Origin of the sequence: Actinospineispora acaciae DSM 45401 (assembly GCF_000620785.1) — a bacterium.
In the GTDB taxonomy this organism is placed as follows: Bacteria; Actinomycetota; Actinomycetes; order Mycobacteriales; family Pseudonocardiaceae; genus Pseudonocardia; species Pseudonocardia acaciae.
Genome location: NZ_JIAI01000020.1, coordinates 20038 through 33247, shown reverse-complemented (window position 1 = coordinate 33247; position 13210 = coordinate 20038). Strand labels below are relative to the sequence as shown.

Annotated in this window: 11 protein-coding genes; 6 read left to right on the top strand and 5 right to left on the bottom strand. The window is 71.1% G+C overall.

Features of this window, described 5'->3' with window-relative positions; translation table 11 throughout:
- Position 1: 1 nt before the first annotated feature.
- The 5 genes from N912_RS0143675 to N912_RS0143655 are packed head-to-tail and all read left to right on the top strand — an operon-like array spanning position 2 to position 6777.
- Positions 2-2134 (top strand): acetate--CoA ligase family protein, encoded by a 2133-nt coding sequence (locus tag N912_RS0143675; protein ID WP_028927413.1) that lies wholly within the window; start codon positions 2-4, stop codon positions 2132-2134.
- 35 nt (positions 2135-2169) lie between these two features.
- Positions 2170-3549 carry an OFA family MFS transporter gene (locus N912_RS0143670; RefSeq protein ID WP_028927412.1) on the top strand — a complete coding sequence of 460 codons (1380 nt, stop codon included), beginning with the start codon at positions 2170-2172 and terminating at the stop codon, positions 3547-3549.
- Positions 3550-3597: 48 nt separating this feature from the next.
- The gene (locus N912_RS0143665; RefSeq protein WP_028927411.1) at positions 3598-5094 is read left to right on the top strand and encodes an Nramp family divalent metal transporter; all 1497 of its coding nucleotides are present in this window, start codon (positions 3598-3600) and stop codon (positions 5092-5094) included.
- A gap of 1 nt (position 5095) precedes the next feature.
- A complete protein-coding gene (locus N912_RS0143660; protein ID WP_028927410.1) occupies positions 5096-5626 on the top strand; it encodes a hypothetical protein in 531 nt (176 codons plus the stop codon).
- Positions 5623-6777, top strand: a complete 1155-nt coding sequence (locus N912_RS0143655; RefSeq protein WP_028927409.1) for a calcium:cation antiporter — start codon at positions 5623-5625, stop codon at positions 6775-6777. Before N912_RS0143660 ends, N912_RS0143655 begins: the two co-directional genes overlap by 4 nt.
- Positions 6778-6780: 3 nt before the next feature.
- Here N912_RS0143655 and N912_RS0143650 read toward each other — a convergent pair whose 3' ends face one another.
- The gene (locus tag N912_RS0143650; protein ID WP_028927408.1) at positions 6781-6963 is read right to left on the bottom strand and encodes a hypothetical protein; all 183 of its coding nucleotides are present in this window, start codon (positions 6961-6963) and stop codon (positions 6781-6783) included.
- An 83-nt stretch (positions 6964-7046) separates the two neighbouring features.
- On the bottom strand, positions 7047-7736 hold the full coding sequence (locus tag N912_RS0143645; RefSeq protein ID WP_051581624.1) for a GntR family transcriptional regulator: 690 nt from the start codon (positions 7734-7736) through the stop codon (positions 7047-7049).
- Positions 7737-7953: 217 nt separating this feature from the next.
- On the opposite strand from N912_RS0143645, the gene uvrA reads away from it, so the two are divergent.
- Complete coding sequence (uvrA, locus tag N912_RS0143640; RefSeq protein ID WP_028927406.1) at positions 7954-10854, top strand: excinuclease ABC subunit UvrA; 2901 nt, start codon at positions 7954-7956, stop codon at positions 10852-10854.
- Between the two features lie 44 nt (positions 10855-10898).
- Here uvrA and N912_RS0143635 read toward each other — a convergent pair whose 3' ends face one another.
- From N912_RS0143635 to N912_RS0143625, 3 genes are read right to left on the bottom strand one after another with little or no spacing between them, the layout of a single operon-like run.
- Positions 10899-11714, bottom strand: coding sequence for a maleylpyruvate isomerase family mycothiol-dependent enzyme (locus N912_RS0143635; protein WP_028927405.1), 816 nt, complete (start codon positions 11712-11714; stop codon positions 10899-10901).
- Positions 11711-12433: a mycothiol-dependent nitroreductase Rv2466c family protein gene (locus tag N912_RS0143630; RefSeq protein WP_028927404.1), complete on the bottom strand. Its 723-nt coding sequence runs from the start codon at positions 12431-12433 to the stop codon at positions 11711-11713. The genes N912_RS0143635 and N912_RS0143630 overlap by 4 nt, the downstream gene beginning before the upstream one ends.
- Before the next feature lie 39 nt (positions 12434-12472).
- Entirely contained in the window at positions 12473-13075 is a 603-nt protein-coding gene (locus N912_RS0143625; RefSeq protein WP_028927403.1) for a TetR/AcrR family transcriptional regulator, read from the bottom strand.
- Positions 13076-13210: the final 135 nt, after the last annotated feature.

Here is a 13210-nt window from a genome sequence, read left to right as displayed (position 1 = left end):
CGTGCCCTACCAGAAGCAGACGGTACGAGAGGTACTCGACAAGGCCGCGGCGGCCGGCCGCGACGCGCTCACCGCGCCCGAGGGCCGGCGGGTGTGCGAGGCCTACGGCATCCCCACCCCGGGTGAGGGCCTGGCCAGCACCGCCGAGGAGGCCGTGGCGCTGGCCGCCGAGCTGGGCGGCGGGCCGGTGGCGTTGAAGATCGTGTCCCCGGACATCCTGCACAAGACCGAGGCCGGCGGCGTGCTGGTCGGCGTCGAGGGCGCCGACGCGGTGCGGGCCGGCTTCGAGAAGATCCTGGCCAACGCGCGCGGCTACAAGGCCGACGCGGCCGTGGACGGCGTGCAGGTGCAGCAGATGCTGACCGGCGGCCAGGAAGTGATCATCGGCGCCACCACCGACCCCAGCTTCGGCAAGGTCGTGGTGTTCGGCCTGGGCGGCGTGCTCGTCGAGGTGCTCAAGGACGTCACCTTCCGGCTGGCCCCTGTGGACAAAACGGAAGCCCGCTCCATGCTGGACGGCATCGCGGCGGCCGAGCTGCTGCGCGGGGTCCGGGGCGGCGAGGCGGTGGACGCCGACGCGCTCGCCGACGTGATCGTCCGGCTGTCCGACCTGGTCACGGACTTCCCGGAGATCCGCGAGTTCGACCTCAACCCGGTGTTCGCCGGCGCGGACGGGTCCGTGGCGGCGGACGTGCGGATCCTGCTGGACACCGAGCCGGTCGCGGCGCCGCCCCAGTACACCCGCGAGGAGATGCTCGCGGTGATGAACCGGCTGATGCACCCGCGCGCTGTCGCGGTGATCGGGGCGTCCAACGAGGACGGCAAGATCGGCAACTCGGTGATGAAGAACCTGATCAACGGCGGCTACCTTGGCGAGATCTACCCGATCAACCCGAAGGCCGACGAGGTGCTCGGCCGCAAGGCCTACGCCCGGGTCGCCGACGTGCCCGGCGAGGTCGACGTCGCCGTGTTCGCAATCCCGGCGAAGTTCGTCGTCAGCGCCGTGCGTGAGGTCGGCGAGAAGGGCATCCCGGCCGCCGTGCTCATCCCGTCCGGCTTCGCCGAGACCGGCAACGTGGAGCTGCAGAAAGAACTCGTCCAGGCCGCCCGCGAGCACAACGTGCGGCTGCTCGGGCCGAACATCTACGGCTACTACTACACGCACGAGAACCTGTGCGCGACGTTCTGCACCCCGTACGACGTCAAGGGCGGGGTGGCGCTGACCTCGCAGAGCGGCGGGATCGGCATGGCCATCCTGGGCTTCTCCCGCACCACCCGCACCGGGGTGTCGGCCATCGTCGGGCTGGGCAACAAGTCCGACCTGGACGAGGACGACCTGCTCACGTTCTTCGAGGAGGACGACAACACCAGGTGCATCGCCATGCACCTGGAGGACCTCAAGGACGGGCGCGCCTTCGTCCGGGCCGCCCAGCGCACCACCAAGCGCAAGCCGGTGGTCGTGCTCAAGGCCGGCCGCACCGCCCTGGGCGCCCGCGCCGCCAGCTCGCACACCGGAGCGCTGGCCGGCGACGACAAGGTCTACGACGACATCCTGCGCCAGGCCGGCGTGGTCCGCGCCTACAGCCTCAACGACATGCTGGAGTTCGCGCGCGGGCTCCCGGTGCTGCCCACGCCGAAGGGCGAGAACGTCGTGATCATCACCGGCGCCGGCGGATCGGGCGTGCTGCTCTCCGACGCCTGCGACGCCAACGGGCTGACCCTGATGGACATCCCGGACGACCTGGACACCGCGTTCCGGGCGTTCATCCCGCCGTTCGGCGCGGCCGGCAACCCGATCGACATCACCGGCGGCGAGCCGCCCAGCACCTACGAGGCCACCATCCGCCTCGGGCTGGAGGACCCGCGCATCCACGCGCTGGTGCTCGGCTACTGGCACACCATCGTCACCCCGCCGATGGTGTTCGCCGAGCTGGTCGGCCGGGTCGTCGGCGAGGCCAGGGCCAAGGGCATCGACAAGCCGATCGTGGCCTCCCTGGCCGGCGACACCGAGGTGGAGCAGGCCAGCGAGTACCTCTACGACCACGGCGTGGTCGCCTACCCGTACACCACGGAGAAGCCGGTCGCCGTGCTCGGTGCGAAGTACCGCTGGGCACGCGCGGCGAACCTGCTCTGACCGAACGCCCCGCGCAGCTCGTCAAGGGAGACGACGTGACCGCGACCTCTGATCTGCCTTATCGGGAAGTAGCCGACGCGAACGGACGCGTGTACCGCGTGGGGGAGACCCCCGAACAGCTGATGGGCAGGTCACGGGACTGGATGATGTGGCTCCCGTGGCTGGCCATGTTCGGGGTCAGCGTCTTCGAGTACGGCTACGGCGCCGCGGAGAAGACGCTGGAGCACGTGCACCACTGGTCGCTGTCCCAGGCGTTCTGGCTGGTCGCGATCTGGACGGTGTTCCAGGCCGGCGTGGCGTTCCCGGCCGGCCGGCTGCGGGAGAGGGGCGTCGTCTCGGCCAGGGCCGCGATGCTGGCCGGCGCGGTGATGTGCTTCCTCGCGTTCGGCGTGCTCGGCGTCTCCGACAGCCTGGCGGTCAACATCGTCTTCTACTCGGTGATCGGTGGCACCGGCGCCGGCCTGGTGTACGCGACCTGCATCAACATGGTGGGCAAGTGGTTCCCGGAGAAGCGCGGCGCCCGGACCGGCTTCGTCAACGGGGCCTTCGCCTACGGGTCGGTGCCGTTCATCTTCGTGTTCAGCTACCTGTTCAACGAGGCGGACTTCTCCTGGGTCCTGGGGCTGATCGGGCTGTACATGCTGATCGTGGTGGGGGTGTGCGGGTTCCTGTTCAAGGATCCGCCGAAGAACTGGTGGCCCGTCGACATCGACCCGCTGGCGTGGGCGTCGCACCCCAAGTCCGCGCGCACCCTGCGGATGAACCCGCCCGCCGTGCGCCAGTTCGGCCCGATCGAGGCGATCAGGACCGGCCAGCTCCCGCTGATGTGGTTCTCGCTGGCCGTCATCGGCGGGGTGTCCCTGTTCGGCGTCGGCTACCAGGTCAACTTCGCCAAGCAGGTCGGGTTCGGCCCGTTCGTGGCGGCGGCGGGCGCCGGCGTGCTCACGATCGTGAACGGCGTCGGGCGTGGCGTGGTCGGCTGGCTGTCCGACCACCTGGGGCGCAAGCGGGCGCTGATCCTGGTCCTGGTCGTCGAGGGGATCGCCCAGTACGGGCTGGTCTGGGCCGGTGACATCAGGAACGAGGCGCTGTTCCTGTTCTCCGCGTTCCTGGCCGGGTTCGGCGGCGGCGCGTTCTTCCCGATGTTCGCCGCGCTCACCCCCGACTACTTCGGGGAGAACAACAACGCCACGAACTACGGGCTGGTGTACAGCTCCAAGCTGGTCAGCGGGCTGGTCGGGTTCGGAGTGGCGGCCAGCGTGGTGACCGGACTGGGGTTCCAGGGGGCCTACGAGATCAGCGGCGCGATCGCGTTCCTGTCCGCGCTGATCGCGCTGTTCCTGCGCCAACCCGGGCGGAGCAAGGGATCGGAGATCGCCGTCAGGCCCGACCCGGCGTTGGGAGGCCCGGCCTAGGGCCGCATCGCAAGACGCCACCCCGACCGGCTTACAAAGGAGTCTGCCGTGACCACGTCCAAGAATCCGAACCCCGACGGACCGGAGGTTGCCACCGCACCCGATGAACGGGTCTGGCACGCCGGCGGCCTCGATCCGATGCCGATCCGCAAGCTCCCGGACGCGCCGCCGTCCGTCCACCTGATCGGGCCGACGGTGTTCCTGGTCGCGCTCGGGGTGGGCATCGGGGAGTCCTACCTGTGGCCCCGGCTGGTGCTGCTGTTCGGGCCGGACATCCGGTGGCTGTTCCTGATCGGCGTCACCCTGCAGGCCGTGGTGATGCTGGAGATGGCGCGCTACGCCATGGCCACCGGGGAGAGCATCTTCACCGGCGCGGCGCGGGTGTTCAAGCCGCTCATGTGGTTCTTCTTCATCACCGCGCTGGCCGTCTACATCTGGCCGGGCCACCTCTCGGCGGGCGCCTCGGCGTTCGAGCTGGCCACCGGCATACCGTGGGTGGCCGCCGCCGTGGTGGGGCTGGTCCTGGTCGGCGTGGTCTTCACGCTGGCGAAGGTGATCTACGACCTGCTGGAGAACGTGCTGTCCATCCTGATCGGCGTGCTGGTGGTCGGCACCGCGATCATCGCCTCGCTGGTCGGTACCTGGGCCGACCTGGCCAGCACGCTCGCCGGCATGTTCGCCTTCGGCTACATCCCGCAAGAGGCGTTCAGCGAGGAGTGGTTCCCGGTGCTGGTCGGGGCCATCGCGTTCGCCGGGCCGTCGGGCATGCAGCAGATGTGGTACACGCTGCACCTGCGGGAGAGCGGCGCCGGCATGGGCGCGCACATCCCGAAGATCCGGGGCCTCGCGCACTCCGGCGCGCAGGAGGAGCTGCCCGCGCGCGGGTTCATGTTCGACACCGACGACGCCGACGAGATGCGCAAGTGGAAGGGCTGGCGGCGCTGGGTCACCTTCGACGCGCTGCTGCTGTTCTGGGGCATCACCATGCTGGTGACCATCTCCTTCACGGTGCTCGCGCAGGCGGCGGCCCGGCAGAACCCGGACCTGATCGGCCTGCTGCGCGAGGGCGAGCGGAACACCGCGCTGGAGGCCATGTCCCAGTCGTTCGCCTCGGCGGGCGCGCCGGCGCTGGGCGCGCTGTTCCTCGGGTTCATCGCGCTGATCGGGCTGAACGCCACGCTCGGCCTGTTCGACTCGTTCTCCCGGGGCCAGGCCGACATGATCTACAACTTCGTGCCGGGCGCGAAGCGGTTCCGGGTGTCCCACCTGTACGGCGGGTTCCTCTGGGCGGTGATCATCTTCGGCATCCTGATCCTGCTGTTCGGGCCGGCCGACGGCCCGCAGGGGATCCTGGACACGCTGGCGTTCCTGTCCACCTTCGCAATGGGCTCGTACTGCGTGACGCTGCTGCTGGTGAACAACCGGATGCTGCCCAAGCCGATCCGGCCCAAGCTGTGGACCAACCTGGTCATCGGGTTCGGCGCGGTGTTCTACCTGGGCATGCTGTTCTACAGCCTGTTCAGGTTCGGCGTGGTGGTGGGCTGAGGTGCCGGGCCGCCAGGAGCTGGAGGTCGGGCTGCCGGGGATCGGCATCGGGCTGGTGGCCGGGGTCTTCGTCGGCGGGCTGGCGGTGGTGGTCGGCCAGCCCGTCGGCTGGGCGCTGGTCGGGGCGCTGGTGCTCGGCGTGCTGCTGGCGGCGGTGGGCGCCTTCTACGGCGTGATGCTGGCGCGCGGGTGGGCGCGGCCGGGGGTGTTCGCGCCCGCCGCGCTGGCCTGGCTGGTGGGGTTTCCGCTGGCCCGGCTGGTGCACGCCACGTTCACCCCGGTGCTGCTCGGGGGGCCGGCAACGCCGCCGGCCGACCTGGCTGGTTTCCTGGCCTTCCAGGGGATCATCAGCCTCGGGTACGCGGTGGGCTTCATCTGGCTGCACGAGCGGATCGCGCCGCACTGGCTGGCGCGCATCGGCGGGCACAACCCGGTCGCCGCGCGGGTGTTCGACGCGTACCGGGCACACGCGGAGATGGTCTACCGCCAACGTGAGCGGCGCCGAGCCAGGCGGAGAGAAAGGACAGGATGAGCGAGCTGGAGCTACCTCGGGAGCGGACCGGCTTCAGCCGGGTGACCTACGCCCCCAAGGGCAGGGTGTATCGCGGGCTGGCGCGGTGGGGCGTCCTGGACTGGCGGCGCGTCTCCGGCCGGCACCTGATGTGGGCCTCGCTGGTCATCGTCCCCGCCTCACTGGCGGCCGCCGCGCTCGGGATGGGCGACGTGGCGGTGTTCCTGCTGTCGGTGCTCGCGCTCATCCCGCTGGCGTGGGTGATCGGCGAGGCGACCGAGCAGGTGGGGGAGTACACCGGCCCGGCCATCGCGGGGCTGCTCAACGCCAGCTTCGGCAACGCGCCGGAGCTGATCATCGCACTGTTCGCGGTGGACAGCGGGCTGTTCGAGGTGGTTAGGGGCTCGCTGTCGGGCAGCGTGATCAGCAACCTGCTGCTGGTGCTCGGGTTCGCGCTGTTCGTCGGCGGCCGGGGGCGGGTCTCGCGGCGCACCGTGTTCGGCGCGCTGGGCATGGTGGCGCTGGCCGGGGTGCTGTTCGTGCTGCCGGTGGTGGCCGACGGGCCGCTCGCGCGCGATGAGTTGACCGGTGTCGGGATCGCGGTGGCCGCGGTGTTGCTGACGATCTACCTGGTGGTGACGGCCTGGTCGGTGGTCAAGGAGGGACGCCGCCAACGAGACAGGCAGCGGGACAGCGGCGAGGCGGGTGAGGCGGACTGGTCGCTGCCGCGCGCCTTGGTTGCGCTGGGGGTGGCCACGCTGGCCACCCTGGCGGTCTCGCACGTGCTGGTCGACTCGATCGAGGAGTTCACCAGGGCGTCCGGGCTGTCCGAGCTGTTCGTCTCCGCGGTGATCGTGGCGATCGCGGGGAACGCCGCCGAGCACGGCGGGGCGGTGGTGATCGCGGCCCGGGGCGGGGTCCGGCTGGCCTCGGAGATCGCCCTGCAGTCGGCGTCGCAGGTGGCGGTGGGGGTGATCCCCGCCGTGATGCTGCTCTCGCTGTTCTTCCGCCCGATGCCGCTGGCGTTCAGTTGGGTGGAGTACCTGGGGCTCGCGGTCGCCGTGCTGGTGCCCGCGCTCCTGCTGGTGCGCGGCCGGACGGCCCGGTGGCACGGTCCGGCGCTGCTGGGCGCGTACGGGGCCGTCGTGGTCGCGTTCTACGTGGTCATGTGAGCCTTAGTGCACCTGGGTGCGGGTGTCCTCGAGGGTGGGGCGAGGGCTCTTGGTGATGGGCTCCGCGCCTCGGGCGCGTTGGGCGTCGAGGGCGGCGGCCAGGCCGAGGCCGATGCTCCGGCCGTCGGCGGAGGCACCCCGGGGCAGCCGGCGCAGGGCGGAGAGAACTGACCTGAACTTGGACATGGCGAGCTAGACCTCCTGTTATAAAGTATACATCTGTCGGACAAGGCATGGGTGTGCCGAGGTGTGGCGTTGTTGGGGGCGGATCAGTGCGTCGGCGCGGGTGCGTCCGTCCCGAGATAGGAGTGCCGGGTGTGTTCGGTGTGCTCGGCCATGATCCGGCCGGCCTCGTCGGCGTCGCCGGACGCGATGGCGTCGATCAGGGCCAGGTGCTCGTCCCAGGAGCGGCGGCCGCGGGTGCGGGCCACCGGCGCGTGCAGCCAGCGCACCCGCTGCGCCACCGTGGAGGCCAGTTCGACCAGCACGGCGTTGCCGGACAGCCGGGCCACCTCGGCGTGCAGCTCGGCGTTGCAGGCGACCACGGTGTCCACGTCGTCGGCGTCCAGGGCCTCGACGCCGCGCCGGTAGATCTCGCGCAGGCGGGCGACCCCGTCGGGGCCGGCGTGGCGGGCGGCGAGCGCGGCGGACTCGGACTCCAGCAGCCGGCGGACGCCGAGCAGGTGGTCGGCCTCCTCGGCGGTCGGCGCGTGCACGTAGGCGCCGTGCCCCGGGCGCAGCTCCACCCAGCCGTCGTTCTGCAGCGACTGGAGGGCCTCCCGGACCGGCTGGCGGGACACCCCGAGCAGGGTCGCCAGCTCGTTCTCCACCAGGTGTCGGCCCGGCTCCAGCTCCCGGCTCACGATCATGTCCAGGATCGCCGCCTGGACGCTCTCCCGCAGCGGAACCGGCCGGGCAATCCGCGAGCTGGCCGGCGCCTGAGCCCCGGTCATCGCCATCGCACGCTCCAGTGGTGTGGTCTGGTCAACGGTGGTTTTCGTCGACTGGTTACAGCATACAGTCTGCGCGGCCGGCGAACCGGTGACCGCGCGGTGAGTCGCCTCACGCCCGCCGGCGACCGCGCCCACGGTTCTGTCGGGGGTGCCGCATAGCATGGAAACCGACGTGGAGACAGCTCCGCATCGGCAATCCCTCGGCCCGTCGGAAGGGGCGTCTGTGGCCGACCGACTCGTGATTCGCGGCGCGCGCGAGCACAACCTGCGCGGCGTCGACCTGGACCTACCCAGGGACAGCTTGATCGTGTTCACCGGACTGTCCGGTTCCGGGAAGTCCAGCCTCGCGTTCGACACGATCTTCGCCGAGGGCCAGCGCCGCTACGTGGAGTCCCTCTCGGCGTACGCGCGCCAGTTCCTCGGGCAGATGGACAAGCCGGACGTGGACTTCATCGAGGGCCTGTCCCCGGCGGTGTCCATCGACCAGAAGTCGACCAACCGCAACCCCCGGTCGACCGTCGGCACCATCACCGAGGTCTACGACTACCTGCGGCTGCTCTACGCCCGCGCCGGCGTGCCGCACTGCCCGGTGTGCGGCCACGTGATCGAGCGGCAGACCCCGCAGCAGATCGTGGACCAGGTGCTGGCGATGGCGGCCGGGAGCCGGTTCCAGGTGCTGGCGCCGGTGGTCCGCACCCGCAAGGGCGAGTTCGTGGACCTGTTCTCCCAGCTGCAGACCCAGGGCTACTCGCGGGTCCTGGTGGACGGCACCGTGCACCAGCTCAGCGACCCGCCGAAGCTCAAGAAGCAGGAGAAGCACGACATCTCCGTGGTGGTCGACAGGCTGGCCGTCAAGGACAGCGCCAAGCAGCGGCTCACCGACTCGGTGGAGACCGCGCTGCGGCTGGCCGACGGCCTGGTCGTGCTCGACTTCGTGGACCTGCCGGAGCACGACCCGGCCCGCGAGCGCCGCTTCTCCGAGCGGATGGCCTGCCCGAACGGCCACCCGGTGGCGCTGGACGACCTGGAGCCCAGGACGTTCTCCTTCAACTCCCCGTACGGCGCCTGCCCGGCCTGCACCGGCATCGGGATCAAGAAGGAGGTCGACCCGGAGCTGGTGGTGCCCGACGACGAGCTCAGCCTCGGCGAGGGGGCGATCGCGCCGTGGGCGGGCGGCCAGTCCGCCGAGTACTTCGGCCGGTTGCTGCAGGCGCTGTCCGAGTCGGTCGGGTTCCGGATGGACACCCCGTGGCGCGCGCTGCCGGCGAAGGCGCAGAAGGCCGTGCTGCACGGCATCGACGACCAGGTGCACGTGCGCTACCAGAACCGCTACGGCCGGGAGCGCTCGTACTACGCGGCGTTCGAGGGCGTGGTGCCGTTCCTGGAGCGGCGGATGGAGCAGACCGAGTCGGAGTCGATGCGGGAGCGCTACGAGGGCTACATGCGCGAGGTGCCCTGCCCGACGTGCAAGGGCGCCCGGCTGCGGCCCGAGGTGCTGGCGGTGACCCTGCGCCACCACGAGCAGGGGGACCGGTCCATCGCCGAGGTGTGCGCCATGTCGGTGGCGGACTGCTCGCGCTTCCTGGCCGACATGGAGCTAGACGAGCGGCAGAAGATGATCGCCGGCCGGGTGCTCAAGGAGGTGCAGGCCCGGCTGGGCTTCCTGCTCGACGTCGGGCTGGACTACCTCTCGCTGGACCGGGCGGCCGGCACGCTCTCCGGCGGCGAGGCACAGCGCATCCGGCTGGCCACCCAGATCGGGTCCGGCCTGGTCGGCGTGCTCTACGTGCTCGACGAGCCGTCCATCGGGCTGCACCAGCGGGACAACCACCGGCTGATCGAGACGCTGACCCGGCTGCGCGACCTGGGCAACACGCTGATCATCGTCGAGCACGACGAGGACACCATCCGGCACGCCGACTGGACCGTGGACATCGGCCCGGGCGCGGGGGAGCACGGCGGGTACATCGTGCACAGCGGCTCGGTCGCCGAGCTGGAGTCCCACGACACCTCGCTGACCGGCGCGTACCTGTCCGGCCGGCGGTCCATCACGACGCCGGCCAAGCGCCGCGCGCTGAACCGCAAGCGGATGCTCACGGTCGTCGGGGCGCGCGAGCACAACCTGCGCGGCATCGACGTGGACATCCCGCTCGGCTGCCTGGTCGCGGTCACCGGGGTCTCCGGCTCCGGGAAGTCCACGCTGGTCAACGACATCCTCGCGACCACGCTGGCGAACAAGCTGAACGGCGCGCGCCAGGTGCCCGGCCGGCACACCAGGGTGGTCGGGCTGGACGGGCTGGACAAGCTGGTCCAGGTCGACCAGTCGCCGATCGGGCGCACGCCGCGGTCCAACCCGGCCACCTACACCGGCGTCTGGGACCACGTGCGCAAGCTGTTCGCCGCCACCACCGAGGCCAAGGTGCGCGGCTACCAGCCCGGCCGGTTCTCGTTCAACGTCAAGGGCGGGCGCTGCGAGGCGTGCTCCGGCGACGGCACCATCAAGATCGAGATGAACTTCCTGCCGGACGTCTACGTCCCGTGCGAGGTGTGCAAGGGCGCCCGGTACAACCGGGAGACCCTGGAGGTGCACTACAAGGGCAAGACGGTCGCGGATGTGCTGGACATGCCGATCGAGGAGGCCGCCGAGTTCTTCGCCCCGATCAACTCGATCGCCCGCTACCTGCGCACCCTGGTCGAGGTCGGCCTCGGTTACGTGCGGCTGGGCCAGCCGGCGCCGACGCTCTCCGGCGGTGAGGCGCAGCGGGTGAAGCTCGCGTCCGAGCTGCAGAAGCGGTCCAACGGGCGGACGATCTACATCCTGGACGAGCCCACCACCGGGCTGCACTTCGAGGACATCCGCAAGCTGCTCGCGGTGATCAACGGGCTGGTGGAGAAGGGCAACACGGTGGTCGTCATCGAGCACAACCTGGACGTCATCAAGACCGCCGACTGGATCATCGACATGGGTCCGGAGGGCGGCTCCGGCGGCGGCACGGTGGTGGTCGCGGGCACGCCGGAGCAGGTGGCCGGCCACCCGACCAGCTACACGGGCGAGTTCCTGGCCCGGATGGTCAGGCCGGAGGAGGCTGCGGTCACCAGGCGCGGCAAGGCGGCGGCGGTGTGACCGACGGCCGGGCGCGCCGACCCCGGTGGCGCGCCCGGCCGTCGTCAGATGGTGAAGGCCAGGTTGAGGGCGATGCGGCGGCCGAGGTCCGGGTCGCCGGCCAGCTCGACCTCGGTGAGTCGCGACGCGGGGTCCACCCGGCCGCCGGTCAGCCGGGTGAACAGGCTCGACGTCATGCTCACCGTCGTCGTCGCCGGTCGGGACGGCGGGTCGACCACCTTGGCGCGGCCGTCCACTTCGACGTGGTATTCCCGGCGCACCGGGCCGGTCAGCCGCAGGGCCACCGCGCTGCCGTCCGGCGCCCCGGCCCGCTTGCCGATCAGGAAACCGATCGCGCCGGCCACCTCGTCCAGCGCCATCTCGGCGACTGGGCCGTCCTCGTGGCCGGGCAGGTCCAGGGTGGCGCGGATGTCCTGCTCGTGCAGCCAGCAGTCGAACACCCGGATCCGCATGAACCGGGCGTAGGTGTCCTCCCCGGCCGGCGTCCAGGACGGCCGGTGGAACTCCTCGTCGGACATCGCGCGCAGCGCCGCGAGCCGCCGGTCGGTGATCTCCCGGAACCGGTCGAGCACCCGCGCGGGGTCGTCCGGCCGGATGGACAGCACCCACCGCTCGTTCCGCGCGGCGATCTCGTTGCGCACGTGCGGCAGGCTCATCGGGTCCAGGCCCGGCTCCGGCGGGTCCTGGCCGTCCAACCACGACTCGGTACCGATCATGTGCGCCACGATGTCCTGCACCGACCAGCCCGGCAGCACGCTCGGCGCCTTCCAGTCCTGGGCGGACAGCCCGCCGAGCAGCTCGCTGATCGACGCCCACTCCGCGCCGAGGTTGCCGACCACCGCATCCCTGTCGATCTTCATGAGGTGACTCCCGCCTTGCTTTCGGGGAACTCGACGATCTCGCCGCGGTTGATGCTCACCCAGTCCCGCCCGCGCAGGTACGGTTGCAGCCGGTCCGCGATGAGCGCCTGGTCGGCCGCCGACTTGGGTCGTTGCAGCTCGTAGACGTGCGGAAACTCCAGCAGCCCGGTGACCGCCCGCCACAGCCGCTCCGCCGCCGCGCCGCTCGGCGGGTCCATCAGCACCGGGCCGAACAGGCACTGCTCGCCGGACAGCCCGGGGCCGGACACGAACAGGGTGGGCACGCCGAAACCGCCGTGCTCGACCACCTTCCGGTGCTCGGCCTTGATTTCCTCGTGCGTCGAGGGGTCGTCCAGCGCCTGGTCCAGCAGCGTGGGCTCGACGCCGATCTCGGTCAGCAGCCGCCGGGCCACCTCCGGGTCGTGCGGCTTGCCGCCGTGCTCGTGCAGGGTCGAGCCGGTGAGCCGGTACCAGGCGTCCAGCAGCGCCATGTCGCGCCGCCGCAGCAGCACCCCGATGCGCATCAGCGACCAGCCGTAGGACCACGGCCGCTGCCAGGGGTGCTTCTTCCCCTCGGCGCGGTTGACCTCCTCCAGGCTGAAGAACCGCCAGCGCACGTCGATGCCCAGCCGCGCGCGGACCTCCCGCAGCCACCGAGACGTGTGGTACGCGAAAGGACACATCGGATCGAAGTGGAAGTCCACCTGCACATCGGCCATCCGGGGCTCCTCATCTCTCCACCGCCTCCCCCGCCACCGCTACTCGGCGGTGATCAGGAAGCTGTCGATCAGCGTGTCCAGGTCGTCCCGGATGCTCCGCGCGCTGGCGCCCCGCACCTTGGCCAGCAGGATCAGCCCCTGCATCTGCGCCAGCACCGCGTGCGCCGCCCGCTCGGGTTCGACCCCGGCCCGCAGCGCGCCCTCGGCCGCCGCCTCCCGGCAGATCTCCGCCAGCCGGGCCTCCCAACCGGCGAACACCGCCGCGACGTGGGCGCGCACCTCGTCGTCGGTGGTGGCGAGCTCGGCGGCGAGGTTCCCGAACGGGCAGCCGACGATCCGGCCGAACCTGTCCTCGAAGCCCGACTGGATGGCGAACACGGCGTCCGCCGCCGCCCGCAGCCGGCCTCGGACGCCGTGTTCGCGGCACGCCTGGTCCATCCGCCGGTCGAACTCGGCCGCGTGCAGGTCGACGACCGCCTTGGCCAGCTCCGCCTTGGACGGGAAGTAGTGGTAGAAGCTGCCGCGCCGCACGTCGGCGGCCGCGCACAGGTCCGCCACCCCGACCCCGGTGTAGCTGCGAGTCAGGAACAGCCGGGCCGCGCCGCGCACGATGCGCTCGCGGGTGTCGACCGGCTTTGGCATGCCCGGCACACTAGCCAGTAGTTGACCGGTCAGTCAACGACGAGTCGGCACCGTCCCCGTACCGGGGCATCGGGCTGGTACTATGTGCTCCGCGACCAGCTCGTCGCGCGTGCGTGGCGAGCAGCAAGCGGAGCC

What these genes read in the sequence shown, in the direction of transcription:
- N912_RS0143645 (WP_051581624.1), bottom strand. Translation starts at nt 7,736, where the DNA reads ATGGCGATGACCGGGGCTCAGGCGCCGGCCAGCTCGCGGATTGCCCGG.
- N912_RS0143635 (WP_028927405.1), bottom strand. Translation starts at nt 11,714, where the DNA reads ATGAAGATCGACAGGGATGCGGTGGTCGGCAACCTCGGCGCGGAGTGG.
- N912_RS0143630 (WP_028927404.1), bottom strand. Translation starts at nt 12,433, where the DNA reads ATGGCCGATGTGCAGGTGGACTTCCACTTCGATCCGATGTGTCCTTTC.
- N912_RS0143655 (WP_028927409.1), top strand. Translation starts at nt 5,623, where the DNA reads ATGAGCGAGCTGGAGCTACCTCGGGAGCGGACCGGCTTCAGCCGGGTG.
- N912_RS0143650 (WP_028927408.1), bottom strand. Translation starts at nt 6,963, where the DNA reads ATGTCCAAGTTCAGGTCAGTTCTCTCCGCCCTGCGCCGGCTGCCCCGG.
- N912_RS0143625 (WP_028927403.1), bottom strand. Translation starts at nt 13,075, where the DNA reads ATGCCAAAGCCGGTCGACACCCGCGAGCGCATCGTGCGCGGCGCGGCC.